The sequence below is a fragment of the Natrinema sp. H-ect1 genome (assembly GCF_041821105.1).
Taxonomy (GTDB): Archaea; Halobacteriota; Halobacteria; order Halobacteriales; family Natrialbaceae; genus Natrinema; species Natrinema thermotolerans.
Genome location: NZ_JBGUBA010000002.1, coordinates 643,815 through 657,380 on the forward strand (window position 1 = coordinate 643,815; position 13,566 = coordinate 657,380).

At 65.4% G+C, this 13,566-nt stretch carries 17 protein-coding genes and 1 tRNA gene; 9 read left to right on the forward strand and 9 right to left on the reverse strand.

The features are described 5' to 3' along the window. Nucleotides 1-123: 123 nt before the first annotated feature. Nucleotides 124-759 (forward strand): IS6 family transposase, encoded by a 636-nt coding sequence (locus ACERIM_RS07440; protein ID WP_084813341.1) that lies wholly within the window; start codon nt 124-126, stop codon nt 757-759. A gap of 97 nt (nt 760-856) precedes the next feature. Further along, nucleotides 857-1,657, forward strand: coding sequence for an orotidine-5'-phosphate decarboxylase (gene pyrF, locus ACERIM_RS07445; protein ID WP_006651002.1), 801 nt, complete (start codon nt 857-859; stop codon nt 1,655-1,657). Between the two features lie 47 nt (nt 1,658-1,704). Here pyrF and ACERIM_RS07450 read toward each other — a convergent pair whose 3' ends face one another. The 4 genes from ACERIM_RS07450 to ACERIM_RS07465 all read right to left on the reverse strand — a co-directional run bounded on the left by ACERIM_RS07450 (nt 1,705) and on the right by ACERIM_RS07465 (nt 2,812). After that, nucleotides 1,705-1,950 (reverse strand): type II toxin-antitoxin system HicA family toxin, encoded by a 246-nt coding sequence (locus ACERIM_RS07450; RefSeq protein ID WP_049906033.1) that lies wholly within the window; start codon nt 1,948-1,950, stop codon nt 1,705-1,707. 57 nt (nt 1,951-2,007) lie between these two features. Further along, the gene (locus ACERIM_RS07455) at nt 2,008-2,229 is read right to left on the reverse strand and encodes a type II toxin-antitoxin system HicB family antitoxin (RefSeq protein ID WP_006651004.1); all 222 of its coding nucleotides are present in this window, start codon (nt 2,227-2,229) and stop codon (nt 2,008-2,010) included. 131 nt (nt 2,230-2,360) lie between these two features. Next, a complete protein-coding gene (locus ACERIM_RS07460) occupies nt 2,361-2,630 on the reverse strand; it encodes a hypothetical protein (protein WP_373631913.1) in 270 nt (89 codons plus the stop codon). 2 nt (nt 2,631-2,632) lie between these two features. Beyond that, nucleotides 2,633-2,812 carry a hypothetical protein gene (locus ACERIM_RS07465; RefSeq protein ID WP_015298763.1) on the reverse strand — a complete coding sequence of 60 codons (180 nt, stop codon included), beginning with the start codon at nt 2,810-2,812 and terminating at the stop codon, nt 2,633-2,635. A 146-nt stretch (nt 2,813-2,958) separates the two neighbouring features. Here ACERIM_RS07465 and ACERIM_RS07470 point away from each other — a divergent pair, with 146 nt between their 5' ends. The 5 genes from ACERIM_RS07470 to ACERIM_RS07490 all read left to right on the forward strand — a co-directional run bounded on the left by ACERIM_RS07470 (nt 2,959) and on the right by ACERIM_RS07490 (nt 8,485). Next, nucleotides 2,959-4,560, forward strand: coding sequence for a GTPBP1 family GTP-binding protein (locus tag ACERIM_RS07470; RefSeq protein WP_006180033.1), 1,602 nt, complete (start codon nt 2,959-2,961; stop codon nt 4,558-4,560). 177 nt (nt 4,561-4,737) lie between these two features. Further along, nucleotides 4,738-5,433, forward strand: a complete 696-nt coding sequence (locus ACERIM_RS07475) for a TMEM165/GDT1 family protein (RefSeq protein ID WP_373632014.1) — start codon at nt 4,738-4,740, stop codon at nt 5,431-5,433. Nucleotides 5,434-5,540: 107 nt separating this feature from the next. After that, entirely contained in the window at nt 5,541-6,329 is a 789-nt protein-coding gene (proC, locus tag ACERIM_RS07480) for a pyrroline-5-carboxylate reductase (RefSeq protein ID WP_084813338.1), read from the forward strand. Then, complete coding sequence (gene proB / locus ACERIM_RS07485; protein ID WP_373632015.1) at nt 6,322-7,155, forward strand: glutamate 5-kinase; 834 nt, start codon at nt 6,322-6,324, stop codon at nt 7,153-7,155. Before proC ends, proB begins: the two co-directional genes overlap by 8 nt. Then, a complete protein-coding gene (locus ACERIM_RS07490) occupies nt 7,148-8,485 on the forward strand; it encodes a glutamate-5-semialdehyde dehydrogenase (protein WP_373631914.1) in 1,338 nt (445 codons plus the stop codon). Before proB ends, ACERIM_RS07490 begins: the two co-directional genes overlap by 8 nt. 17 nt (nt 8,486-8,502) lie before the next feature. On the opposite strand, the gene ACERIM_RS07495 is transcribed toward ACERIM_RS07490, so the two are convergent. The 4 genes from ACERIM_RS07495 to ACERIM_RS07510 all read right to left on the reverse strand — a co-directional run bounded on the left by ACERIM_RS07495 (nt 8,503) and on the right by ACERIM_RS07510 (nt 11,021). After that, on the reverse strand, nt 8,503-9,123 hold the full coding sequence (locus ACERIM_RS07495) for a hypothetical protein (RefSeq protein ID WP_373631915.1): 621 nt from the start codon (nt 9,121-9,123) through the stop codon (nt 8,503-8,505). A 2-nt stretch (nt 9,124-9,125) separates the two neighbouring features. Next, on the reverse strand, nt 9,126-10,058 hold the full coding sequence (mch, locus tag ACERIM_RS07500) for a methenyltetrahydromethanopterin cyclohydrolase (RefSeq protein WP_373631916.1): 933 nt from the start codon (nt 10,056-10,058) through the stop codon (nt 9,126-9,128). A 126-nt stretch (nt 10,059-10,184) separates the two neighbouring features. Then, on the reverse strand, nt 10,185-10,499 hold the full coding sequence (locus tag ACERIM_RS07505) for an MTH1187 family thiamine-binding protein (RefSeq protein ID WP_006651013.1): 315 nt from the start codon (nt 10,497-10,499) through the stop codon (nt 10,185-10,187). 168 nt (nt 10,500-10,667) lie between these two features. Next, entirely contained in the window at nt 10,668-11,021 is a 354-nt protein-coding gene (locus ACERIM_RS07510) for a HalOD1 output domain-containing protein (protein WP_006180025.1), read from the reverse strand. Nucleotides 11,022-11,456: 435 nt separating this feature from the next. On the opposite strand from ACERIM_RS07510, the gene ACERIM_RS07515 reads away from it, so the two are divergent. Next, complete coding sequence (locus ACERIM_RS07515) at nt 11,457-11,900, forward strand: DUF4112 domain-containing protein (protein WP_373631917.1); 444 nt, start codon at nt 11,457-11,459, stop codon at nt 11,898-11,900. Between the two features lie 405 nt (nt 11,901-12,305). Here the strand turns inward: ACERIM_RS07515 and ACERIM_RS07520 are convergent. Beyond that, nucleotides 12,306-12,376, reverse strand: a tRNA-Gly gene (locus tag ACERIM_RS07520). Between the two features lie 312 nt (nt 12,377-12,688). On the opposite strand from ACERIM_RS07520, the gene ACERIM_RS07525 reads away from it, so the two are divergent. Next, nucleotides 12,689-13,564, forward strand: a complete 876-nt coding sequence (locus ACERIM_RS07525; RefSeq protein ID WP_006651016.1) for a putative RNA uridine N3 methyltransferase — start codon at nt 12,689-12,691, stop codon at nt 13,562-13,564. Nucleotides 13,565-13,566: the final 2 nt, after the last annotated feature.

A 13,566-nucleotide genomic window follows, 5' to 3' on the forward strand; every position in this document is an offset into this window, starting at 1 on the left:
CGCCCCTAAAGATATAAAGATGATGATCTTCATTCTCCAGTTATATTCACAATCTATAATGACACGAGGTGGTGGTGTTTAGTTAAGCGTGAAAAGTGAGGCGTGCTGATTTCCAGCTGGTTCATGGCAGAAATCGCACGCCTCAGCGGTAGTAGCGGCTGGATTGATTTGGATTTTGTGGAGCGTGAGCGGACACCGCGTCAACTGATGGAGTTGGGTATTCGACTCCATCTGTCCGGATTATCGCTTTCGAATACCGTTCGAGAATTAGAGAAGTTCGGTGTCCAGCGTTCACGGAAGGCCGTTCACGATTGGATCCACAAGTGTGATCTACAGCCCGCCACTGATGCGTCACCGAATCACGTTGCGCTCGACGAGACGGTGATTCGAATCGACAATCAACAGTACTGGCTGTATGCTGCTGTCGCTCCCAAATCGAACGAGTTGCTCCATATACGGCTGTTCTCGACAACTACGACCGCTCTTACAGAGCTATTTTTACAGGAACTGACCGAGAAACACGACGTCGAGAACGCCGTGTTTCTCGTCGATGGAGCAAAACATCTCCAGACTGCACTCCGTCGATCTGGGCTCCGATTTCGATACGAAAAACATGGAAATCGGAACGCTGCTGAACGTGTCTTTCGCGAGATAAAGCGTCGTACCTCTTCGTTCTCAAACTGTTTCAGTCACGCAAAACCGTCAACAGCTGAATCCTGGCTCCAAGCCTTCGCAGTCTGGCACAATGCTACAAACTAAACACGACCGTTACTTGACACCTAAAATATTTGGAGCGCTGACTGATCGCGGGGGAGCGGATAGCAACCTTTTCGACCGTCGCGGGGCCACTCCCGCCATGAACTTCTTCGACCGCCTGCACGACCGCATCCGAACGGTCGACAGCGTCGTCTCGGTCGGGCTCGATCCCGACCCGTCGCGGCTCCCCGACCACCTGCAGGACCGCGACCTCCCCCGGTGGGCGTTCAACCGCCGCATCATCGACGCGACGCACGAACACGCCGCCGCGTTCAAGCCCAACGCGGCCTTCTACGAGGATCCGGACGGCTGGGCCGCCTTGGAGGAAACCATCGCTTACGCCCACGGCAAGGACGTGCCGATCCTGTTGGACGCCAAGCGAGCCGACATCGGCAACACGACCCGCCAGTACGCGCAACTGCTCGAGAAGGTGGACGCGATCACCGTCAACCCCTACATGGGCCGGGACTCGCTGCAGCCGTTCCTCTCGAACGAGGAGGCCGGCGTCTTCGTCCTCTGTCGGACCTCCAACCCGGGCGGGGCCGACATTCAGGACCTCGAACTCGAGACGGGCGAACCCGTCTACGAGCGGGTCGCCGCACTGGCCGATCTCTGGAACGAGAACGACAACGTCGGGCTCGTCGTCGGCGCGACCAAGCCCGAGGAACTCGAGGACCTGCGCGAGCAGGTACCCGACCTGCCCTTCCTCGTCCCCGGCATCGGCGCACAGGGCGGCGACGCCGAGGCGGCCGTCGAGTACGGGCTGGCCGGCGGCGTCGGGCTGGTGAATTCCTCGCGGGGGATCATCTTTGCCGGCGAGGACGACGGCGAGGACTTCGCGAAGGCCAGCGGGCAGGCCGCCAAGCGACTCAAGAAGCGGCTCAATCAGTACCGAGAATAACGCGCAGTTGGCCGTTTCACGCTCGAGAATCAGTTCGTCAGCGCCGGTCAGGTCATCTCATCCATCTCGTCGAGGAATGCTTGGAAGTCGTCCGCCCCGGCCTGCTCCGCGATACTCCGGAGCGTTCCGACCGCGAGTTCGTCGTGCAGCGGAACGGTGACGTAGCGCGTCTCACCCGTCTCGGGGTGGACGTATTTCAGTTTGACGTGGCTCCCCGTCTGATCGACGCGGCGGAACCCCCAGTTCCCGAGAGCGCGAACGATATCGCGTCCGGAATACGTCCCGCGTGTCACTGCGCCGTCGTACTCGTGACCGCCACAAAAAGCCACCCGTTACGGACGGGCGATCGGTTAAAACCAGGGAGCAGTCGACGGCTCCGTCGGTTCGTCGTCGCTGTCCGGATCGGGTCGCTCGTGAAGCGCAAGTGCCTCGGCAAGGTTCTCGAGGGCTTCGGACTTCGTTTCGCCCTGACTGGCGATCCCGCTGGCTTCGTCCGTCGCGACGTACCACTGTCCCTCCTTGGTGACGGTAACGGTATCGTCGGTCGACTCGCCGCGGGATTGCGCACCCATACCTATTCACAGGACTAGCCGCGTGAAATGCTTTCCGACACCGGTACCCTCGCCGCGGCACAACCGATCGATTCTCGATCGTAGAGCGGGAATCTGTTCTCCGCTATCGTCGATCTAGTATGGGATGGCCGTCAGCAGCTACTGTCGTCCGCTCGACGATCGGACTCGACCACCCGCCCCGCGATCCGCCCGTCGACGACCCGACCGACGACCTCGACCGTCACCAGCTCCGTCGGTGGTCGTTCTGCAAGCCGATCCAGTCCCTCGACGACGGCGATGTCCATCGGACTCGAGTCGTTCGGGTGGGCGGCGACGAGGACGCCGTCGCGCTCCTCGAGGCGCAGGCGATACCGCCGGCCGACGCCGACCGCCTCGCCCAGCAGGTCGCGGATCGAGGTCACGCTCAGAACCGGTTGATCTCCACGTCGTCGTTGCCCGGCCCCGGCTGGGCCTGCGACGCGCAGTCGGCACACAGCTCCATGCTCTCATCGAAGTGAACCTCGCAGGCCAGTGTCCCGCAGTTTGAACACCGCTCCTGTGCGGGCCGGGACTCACAGATCTGACAGAGGCCGCTAACGCTCATAGCGAGGGTACGCGCTCGAGGGGCTTGAAACCGGGCCCGGCACGCTCGACTGGCAGACGTCGGCCGTCCCGAATCGGGCGGCCTACTGTGCTATACTGTCTCAAACCACGAGAAGGCTTTTGCCGTGTGCCTGCCTACCAGTGGACATGAGCCGTGACCGGGCCCTCCTCGAGCGGGCCCTGGACCGTGGCGAACAGGACGGTGGCAACGTCGAGTTCAAAGAGCGATTGTCACGGGACGTCCACCTCGAGGGTGGGCGGCGGGAGAGTCTGGCCGCGCAACTGCGACATCGGCTCCTCTCGGGCGACGGCGAGGCGACCTACGTCGTCGGCGTCACCGACGACGGCGGCCTCGCCGGTATCGATCCCGACACCTTCTCCGAGACGATGGACGTCCTCTCCTTGCTGGCCGAGGAGGCCGACGCACACATCGAGGACGTCCAGACGTGGGGCATTAATGACGGACTCGTCGGCGTCGCACAGGTCCGGGAGGGCGGCGTCCTCGAGACCGACGACGAACACGTCGTCGTCGGGACCGCCGGCCACGTCGACCACGGGAAGAGTACGCTCGTCGGGTCGCTGGTCACGGGCAAAGCCGACGACGGGGACGGCGCGACGCGGGCCTTCCTCGACGTCCAGCCCCACGAGGTCGAGCGGGGCCTCTCCGCCGATCTGTCCTACGCCGTCTACGGCTTCGACGATGAGGGGCCGGTCCGGGTCCGGAATCCGAATCGCAAGGCCGACCGCGCGGACGTCGTCCAGAACGCCGACCGGCTCGTTTCCTTCGTCGACACGGTCGGCCACGAGCCGTGGCTCCGGACGACCATCCGCGGACTCGTCGGCCAGAAACTCGACTACGGCCTGCTGGTCGTCGCCGCCGACGACGGCCCCACCCGCACCACGCGGGAACACCTCGGCGTCCTGCTCGCGACCGACCTCCCGACGATCGTCGCGATCACGAAGACCGACACTGTCGACCAGCAACGCGTCGACGAGGTCGAACGCGAGGTCGAGCGGCTCCTCCGGGAGGTCGACAAGTCGCCGCTTCGCGTCTCCCGTCACGGCGTCGACGCCGCCGTCGACGAGATCAGCGAGCGTGTCGTTCCGATCGTCGAGACCAGCGCGATCACCATGGACGGGCTCGAGACGCTGGATGAGTTGTTCGACCGACTCCCCAAGACGTCCCAGGACACCGGCGAGTTCCGGATGTACGTCGACCGCAGCTACTCGGTTACGGGGGTCGGCGCGGTCGCCTCCGGCACCGTCATGGCCGGCGAAGTCGAGGCCGGCGACGAACTCCTGATCGGGCCGATGGCCGATGGCCGCTTTCAGGAAGTCGAGGTCCGATCGATCGAGATGCACTACCACCGGGTCGACAAAGCGCAGGCCGGCCGGATCGTCGGCATCGCCTTGAAGGGGATCAAAGAGAGCGCCATCGAGCGCGGCATGGTCTTGCTGCCCCGCGAGGCCGACCCCGACCCCGTCCGGGAGTTCGAGGCCGAGGTCATGGTGCTGAACCACCCCACCCGGATCGGTGAGGGGTACGAACCCGTCGTCCACCTCGAGACGATCGGCGAGGCCGCGGCCTTCTATCCGGAGAACGGCCGGCTGCTGCCGGGCGATTCGGGGACGACCACTGTCCGGTTCAAGTTCCGCCCGTACCTCGTCGAGGAGGGCCAGAAGTTCGTCTTCCGTGAGGGTCGCAGCAAGGGCGTCGGGACGGTAACCGACGTCACCCCAATGGAGTGACCGGGCGTTCGGGTTTCGTTCGCTCCCTCGAGCGGCCGAATGACCGGGCTTAGATCGATCGGCGTTTGGATCGGGCAGGTTTTGCGCCCGTTCGTCCGCAAAACGTATTAATTAGACGCAGCTAAACCACGCCGTGACTGGTGTCGTCGTCGAGCGTCCGCAGTGGTTGGGACTCGTATGACCGGCTGGCTCGAGATCCTCGTCGCCGCGTTCGTCCTGCAGCTGTCGGTTCTTCCCGGCGAGAAGGTCCAGTTCATCATCGCGGGGCTGGCGACCAGATACGATCCCCGAATCGTCGTCGCCGCCGCAGCGACGGCCTTCGCCGGCTGGACGGCCATAGAGATCGTCTTCGGCGCGGCGATCCAGGGCGTGGTGCCCGCCGTCTACCTCGAGGCGATCACGGCGGGACTGTTCCTCGTCTTCGCGGCGTTGCTCGTCCGGTCAGCACCCGGCACGAGTCGGCGACCGGTGGCGGCAAACGGCGGCGCGGCGACGACCGACGCGGTCGACGTCTCGCTGCTCGGCTACGACGTGCCGCCGTACCTCCGGGGGTTCGTCCCGATTTTCGCCCTGATGGCCGTCGGGGAATTCGGGGACAAGACCCAACTCGTCACGATCGGACTGGCGCTCGAGTACGGGGCCCGGCCCGCGATCTGGGCCGGCGAGATGCTCGCGATCGTCCCCGTGAGCGCGGTCAACGCGTACTTCTTTCACCGGTTCTCCCACCGCTTCGACGCCAGGCTGGCCCACTTCGCCGGTGCGGGACTGTTCCTCTTCTTCGGGCTCGACACGCTGTTACAGCTCCTGACGGGGTTCTCAGTCTGGGAGACGATCGTCGAGGGAATCTCGACGGTCATCCTCGGGCTCGGCTGACCGCTCCGGGACGAGACGATCGCCGTCGGCTCCGGAAACGCGACGGTCCTCTCGACCGAACGAAACCAAAGTTGGTATGACCGCCTCGGTTCCTCCGTTAGAGCAAGATGGTACAGACGAGCGTTATCGGTTGTGGCAATATGGGGAGTGCCCTGATAAAGGGCCTCCATCGATCGGGGAATCACACGGTGACCGCGTGTGACCTCGATCCCGACGCACTCGAGTCGGTCGCCGACTACGTCGATCACACGACTTCGGAGGTCTCCGAAGCGGTGACCGACGCCGACGTCGTCGTCGTTGCCGTGAAGCCGGACATCGTGGGCGCGGTGCTTTCGGATCTCGATCTCTCGCCGGACCAGACGCTGCTCTCTATCGCCGCGGGCGTCCCGACCGACTACGTCGAGGCCCGGACCGACGCGAACGTCGTCCGGATCATGCCGAACCTCGCCGCCGAGACGGGCGATATGGCCGCGGCCGTCACCGGTGACGACATCCCCGGCGAGGTGCGGCAGCTGCTCGACGACGTCGGCGAGTTCGCCGAAATCGACGAGGGACAGATGGACATCGCGACCGCCGTCAACGGGAGCGGCCCCGCGTTCGTCTTCTATCTCATTCAGGCCATGGCCGAGGCCGGCGTCGAGGGCGGCCTCGAGGAGTCGGACGCGGAGACGCTGGCCGCCCAGACGTTCAAGGGCGCGGCCGAGACCGTCCTCCGGTCGGACCGCAGCACCGAGGAACTGATCGACGCCGTCTGCTCACCCAACGGGACGACCATCGAGGGCATGGAGGTCCTGTGGGACAGCGACGCCGACGCGGACGTCACCGCGGCGGTCCGGGCGGCCGAAGAACGATCCGCGGAACTGGCCGCCGAGTTCGGCGATGAGAACGATGCGTGAGGAACTCGAGGAGTCGGGCGTCGAGGAAGCACGACGGCTGGCGGCCGACGCCGACCGGGTGATCGTCAAGGCCGGGACCAACTCCCTGACCGACGAGGACTCGAATCTCGACGACGAGAAACTCGACAAGCTCGTCGACGACCTCGAGGACCTCCTGAAGCGGGACAAAGAAGTCATTCTCGTCTCCTCGGGCTCGATCGGGGCCGGGACGGGGCGAATCGAACAGTCGAGCGGCACCGTCGAGGAGTCCCAGGCCCTCTCGACCGTCGGCCAGAGCCTCCTCATGCACCGCTACACGGAGAGCTTCGACCGCTACGGCCGAAAGGTCGCACAACTGCTCTTGACCCAGCACGACCTCGAGAACCCCGAACGCTTCACGAACCTGCGGAATACGATCGAGACGCTGCTCGATTGGGGCGTCGTCCCGATCATCAACGAGAACGACGCCGTCGCGACCGAGGAGATCCGAATCGGCGACAACGACATGCTCTCGGCGGCGACGACGATGGGCGTCGACGCCGATCTGTTAGTGACGCTGACCGACGTCGGCGGCGTCTACACCGGCAACCCGAAGGAAGACGACGACGCCGAGCGCATCGACGCCGTCGGCACCAACTACGACGACGTTCAAGGGATCATCAGCGAGACCACGTCCGACGGCTTCGGCGGCATCAAGACCAAGGTCGAGGGGGCACGCGACGTCAGCGAACACGGCGTCCCGGCGGTCATCGCGAAGTCGACCGCGCCCGACGTCCTCGAGAAGATCGCTACTGCCAAGCCCGTGGGTACCATATTCGTTCCCATCAACGGTGTGAGCGATGACTGAAACCGACATCGAAGCCGACGTCGCGGAGGCACAGGGCGCGGCCCTCGAGCTGGCGAAACTGTCCGACGAGGAGCGGAAGACAACGCTGTACGAGATCGCCGACGCCATCGAGGCCCGAACCGACGAAATCCTCGCCGAAAACGAGAAAGACGTCGAAGAGGGCGAGCGGCTGCTCGAGGAAGGCGAGTACACGCAGGCGCTGGTCGACCGACTGAAGCTCTCGGAGTCGAAAATCGAGAGCATCGCCGACATGGTCCGCAGCGTCGCCGAGCAGGACGACCCCCTCGGGAGGACCCTCTCGGCGCGGGAACTCGACGACGACCTCGAGCTGTACAAGGTCGCAGTCCCGATCGGCGTCGTCGGCACCGTCTTCGAGTCCCGGCCCGACGCGCTCGTCCAGATCGCGTCACTGGCCCTGAAATCGGGCAACGCCGTGATCCTCAAGGGCGGCAGCGAGGCGCTGCACTCCAACCGGATCCTCTTCGAGACCATCGAGGAGGCCGCGGCCGACGCCGGGATCCCCGACGGCTGGGCCCAGCACATCGAGGCCCGCGAGGACGTCGATCGGCTCCTCGAGATGGACGATTCGATCGACCTCCTGATGCCACGGGGCAGTTCCGCGTTCGTCAGCTACATCCAGGACAACACGAGCATTCCCGTGCTGGGCCACACGGAGGGGATCTGTCACGTCTACGTCGACGACGCGGCCGACCTCTCGATGGCCGAAGACATCGCCTACGACGCCAAGGTCCAGTACCCCGCCGTCTGTAACGCCGTCGAGACCCTGCTGGTCCACGAAGACGTCGCCGCGGAGTTCCTGCCGGCGATCGCCGACCGCTACGAAACCGCCGACGTCGAGATCCGCGGCGACGAGCGGACCCGCGAGATCGTCGACGTCGCGGCCGCGACCGAAGACGACTGGAACACCGAGTACGGCGACCTGATCGTCTCGATCAGGGTCGTCGACTCGCTCGAGGCCGCGATCGACCACATCACGACCCACGGTTCGAAACACACCGAGTCGATCGTCACCGAGGACGACGAGCGCGCGCGGACGTTCATGCGCAGCATCGACTCGGCGAGTGTCTTCCACAACGCCTCGACCCGCTTCGCCGACGGCTACCGATTCGGTCTCGGTGCCGAGGTCGGCATCAGCACCGGTAAGATCCACGCCCGCGGTCCCGTCGGGCTCGAGGGCCTGACCACCTACAAGTACCACCTCGAGGGCGACGGCCAGCTCGTCGCCACCTACGCCGGCGAGGACGCAAAGCCGTACACCCACACGGAACTCGACGCCGACTGGTCGCCCGGCCGGCTCTCGGACGAGTAACGCCTCGGGAGACCTTTTTACTCGCGCGTGAGCGCGACCCGATAGCCGTCGTCCACTCGCTCGGCGAGCCCCAGCAGTACCGCCCACTCGAGGAGCCGCTCGGTCCGCTCCGGATCGACTCGAGGGCGGCCGGACCGCCGCCGATCGGCGCTCGAGCCATCCTCGCGGAGCCGTTCGACGACCTCGGCGACGGTCAGCGGCTCGTCGGCGTCCCGTCGAGCCTGCGAGTCGGGGCTCGTGGGACCGTGTTCCACGGCGTCCTGCCGAGCTTGCGAGTCAGGGCTCGTGGAACCGCGTTCCACGGCGTCCTCGAGCGCGGCACAGACTGCGTCGGCGCCGTCGACGCGTGCCCGGAACGCCCGGCCGAGCCGCTCGCGCTCGAGTACCGCCGGCTCGGCCGCGTCCCCGCTCGAACCCGTCTCACGGCGGCGAAAACTCCCCGACTCTTCGACCGCGAGTTCGAGCGCACGCAGGAAGGTGAGCCACGTCGCGGCTTCCTCGCGGTCCTCGAGGGGCGTCTCCTCGACGAGGTGGGCACAGCAGTCGTCGACGTCGTCGACCGCCGCGGGGAGGGCGCGGTAGACAGTTTCGAGGGTCTCGAAGTCGGCGAGCGGCTCGGGGACCGGCTTGAACCGCACGGCTACAGGTCGAAGGAGTCGACGAGCAGGTCCTCGTCGGTCTCGCCGTGGACGTAGGTGGGCCCGCCGATCACGTCGATCGTCACCGTCGCGGGCGCGAAGAGATCCGACGGCACCTCTTCGAAGTCCCAGTCGAGGTCGTCGAAGACCTCGCCGAAGGGACGGCCGTGGTCCTCGGCGGCCGTCGAAGGGATCGAGTCGAAGACGTCGGCGTCCTCGCGGACGGTGAGGTGGGCGCGGCCGCCGTAGGCGATGGCGTCGTTCGTGCGCGCGATGGCCGTGCGCTCGTCGCCCGCGACGGGCGCGACGGGCGCGCGCCCGGTCGCGGAGACGATATCAAGCGGGTCGTAGCCCAGTTCCGAGAGCCGGAAGGTCGCCAGTTCGGCCGCGCGGGCGGCGTTGGTGATCGAGCCGACGAGGCTCGCGGTCGGGTAGGCAAGCAGGAAGACGCTGCTCGTCTCGACCTCCGCGAGGTCGGCGACCTGCTCGGCCGCGGCCGCGGTCGGCTCCTGTTCGGTCTCGAGGGCCAGTGCCGTCAGATCGAAGGCGTCGGTGTAGCCGATCCGGCGGAACTCCTCCTCGCGGGCGACCAGCGCCCGGGCCGGACCGCTGCCCAGCCCCTCGAAGTCCTCGGTCGTCAGCTCCCAGCCGGCCTTCTGCGAGCAGAGCAGCGCGAGCGCCGGCTGGTCGGTCGAGAGTTCGACGTAGGGGATCGACGCATCGCCGAGTTCGCCCAGTTCGTAGCTCGGCGTCGCCATCCCGGCGGTCTGGATCTCGGTCAGCAGGAGGCCGGCCTCGATGCCGCCGTCGAATTCCAGGCCGAAGTCCAGGACGGTCGATTCGTTCTCGAGGTCGTAGCCTCCGATGTTCAACTCCTCGGCGTAGTCGAGGGCCTCGTCGACCAGTTCGATCGCCATGCGATTGAGACTTTCCATGGGGCGGGATTCAGCCTCCGGGGTAAAACCGTTTGTCCGTTCGTGTCCGACCAGTGGCTGACGGCTGTCAGATCGGTGCCGGGTGTTCCGCCTCGAGAACCTACCGTCGACCGGGTCGTCGATCGCTCACTCCTCCCGGCTTCGGGCCGGTCGGCCGAGGTGGTCCTCGACGACCGTGACCTTCTCCGCGGCGTCGACCTCACGAGTGCGCTTGTCGTCGATCTTCAGGACGGTACTCACGCGGTCGGCGTCGACCGCGTCGTGAGCCGCCTGCGCGGCCGCGAAGAGTTCGTCGGTACTCTCGGCCTCGATCACCGTCCCCATCGGATTCGTCTCGTAGCTCACGTCGAAGTCCTCGAGGGCGTCGACCGCCTTCGCGACCTCGCCGGCCATGCTGTCCTCGATCACCGGTGCGACGCTCAAGAGCGCGACTACCGTCATGGGCGGCGGTGATGATCGGGAGTACCCTAAAGCCGTGCCATGCGGCCGGCTTCGCCGCTGATCGCCCGCTCGAGCGTCGATTCGATCGCGGACGCTCGTCGGTTCGGCCGGTCGCGGCGCTGGGGAGTGAGCGTCGCCGGAAAAACGATCAGGACGGGACGTGTGACCTCAGTTCGTCGTCGGGGTTCGGGGCGTCTCCGCAGGTGGGTAGATGATGACGTCGCCGTTCGCGTAGACGTACACCTCGTGTTCGAGGGCAGTGAAGGCGATGTGGCCGCCGGTACGTTCGGTGCCGTCGGCCTTCTTGCCGAAGATTCGATCGAGCGCGTCCGGGTCGACGCTGTCGTAGAGGGAGAACTCCCCCTGGGAGACGTCGGTCTCCGCGATCGACGCGAGCGCGTGGACGATCGTCGTCGTGATCGTCGCGGTACCGTCGGGATCGTGGTGGAAGACGTACCGGTCGTTGGGCTGGTCGTACTGGAGATCGTCCGTTCCCGCTGCGGGTGAGATTTCTGTCTGCATTGCTATATCTGATCGTTCAATCGTGTATTAGACTGTAGTTACTCATAGTATAAAAGCCACTCGCAGGCGACAATAGTACTCATACGTGAAATACGTCCGCGGATTAGTAATTGAATGAAAACACGCTGGCATCCGTCTATCACGGTCGTTCACGACCGCTCGAGCGGGGGTAAGCACCGGTTCCCGTCCGCTGTCTCGGGGCAAATTCGAACTTTGCCCGCGAAAGCGCCGGTTAGGCTCGTCGATCTCCGCCGGTGGACTGGCGTCGAACGCCGATCGCGATCGTCTCGCTCGAGCGCGGCGATCCGTCCGCGCGTTCGCGACGCCTGCCGGCCATCGGCTCCCGACCCGTCGCCGGTACGATGCCCATCAATATCCCTGCCCGCTTGCCACGTCCGTCCGCGTCCTTATCCACACGGGCGTCCAATCGATCCCATGGCTTCCGACGCAACCGAGCGCCGTTCGGAACTCGAGACGCTCATCGACGACCTCCCTGCGGCCGTCGACGACGCGGCGGTCACGCGAATGCGCGTCGTCGCACACGCCCTCGACGAGGGGGTGCCGGTCCCGGGTACGGACTTCAGGATCGGTCTCGACCCGATCGTCGGCATCCTCCCGGGCGCGGGCGACACCGTCGCGGGGGCCGTCTCGCTGTATCTCGTCGCCGAGGCCGCGCGGCTCGGCGTCTCGCTATCGACGCTGGTGCGCATGATCGCGAACGTCGGCGTCGACACCGTCATCGGCTCCGTTCCCGTCCTCGGCGTCGCCTTCGACGCCGTCTGGAAGGCCAACAAATGGAACCTGAAACTGGCCCTGCAGGACCTCGCCGCCGAGGGCGGTGAGACTGACACCGGGCCCGACGTCGTGACGATCGACTAGCTGGCCGCCGCCGAAGCCGTCGCCCACGAACGGTCGCTACGACTCTCCGTGTGCCGATCCGTCGGAGCCGCGCCGACTCGAGGAGGTGTTCCGAACTCACCGCACCCGCGCGATCGCGTATCGCGGCCGCTCGAGGCGTCGGCTTCGGAGAAGTGCGCTGGCCGGAGTTCGAACGACACGGAGACGGTCCCGCTCGCTCGAGGACTGAGACACCTCTCGTTAAGATTCAGGACGATATCCGTCACTAACGGAGTTGAGTACGACAGAAATGCGCTGGCTGGGATTTGAACCACGCTCGAGAACCTGCTCGCTCTGCTCGCAGAACCTCGGTCTGATTCAAACCCAGAACGATTTTCGCTGAACAGACGACTCGCTTCGCTCGTCGTCGTTGGTGTTCAGCGAAAATGCGCTGGCTGGGATTTGAACCCAGGTTGTGACCATGGCAAGGTCACGTGATACCACTACACTACCAGCGCCCGCAGCGCCTCGCTGCACTCATACCTACTGTCGGATGGATGTATAAGGGTTGCGAATCGAACCCGCATCGCCATGCTGCAGCATGGCGATTCTCGAGTTATCGGGCCGACAGTTCCGCCCCAAAGGCGGCAACATGGGCCGGGTCGGACGTCGGTCGATCGTGACTAGTCGTCACACGCGAGTGTGTGTCCGTTCGGCACGAATTCGTCGGTGTGAGCCGTTGACAGCCGGGATCGAATCCGCTATTCTTTTAAGACCCTCTCCGCAATACATCGCTACAGTCTAGTGACGCGGCGCCGAAGCGTTTCGGCATGACCGTCAGCATACTCGTGCCGTCGTCGCTCAGCCGGGAAGCCGAGGACAAACGCGAGGCTACTCGCAAACTCGGATACGTCGCCCGCGCGGCGACGGTCTTCCGGGCCGACCGCCTGCTCGTCTATCCCGACCGGGACGGCGAGACGGGGCGGTTCGACGGCGGGTTCGTGGAAACCGTCTTGCGGTACGCCGCGACGCCCCCCTACCTCCGCAACGAGGCGTGGGGGATGCGGGACGAACTGGAGTATGCGGGCGTCTTGCCACCGCTCCGCGCGGTGTCACAGACCGGCTCCGAATCGAACGGTTCGGGGTCGTCAAGACAAGGGATCGTGACCGAGGTCGGACCTGAAGGGCGCGTCCGGGTCAATTGCGGACTGCAACACCCGATCTCCCTCAACGTACCGCCGAAAATGGCGGTCGAGGAGGGGGAGCGCGTGACCGTCAGGATCTCTTCGCGACGACCGGTCCGGGCGAAACTCGAAGACGTTCCCCTTCCGGGGCTCGCCGTCGAGCGGACGGACCTTTCGACAGCACTCGGCCGTGAGGACGCCGGCGTCCGTATCGCCGCCTCCCGATTCGGTGAAGAACTCACCGTCGGGCGGCTCGAGACGCTGGCCGGACGTATCGAGGGCGATGGGATGACCGTCGCGTTCGGTGCGCCCGAACGAGGGCTGCCGGATATCCTCGAAATCGAGGCATCCGCCGTCGGGGCCCCGAAGGACGCGGCCGCCGGCGAGGATGACGGAGTCGAACCCACAGCCGATCCGGGGTTCGACCTCTGGCTAAACACGGTTCCGGATCAGGGAAGCGAGGTCGTGCGAACGGAGGAGGCTCTGTTCGCTACCCTCGCGTCCCTCTCACTGCGAGAGTGAAA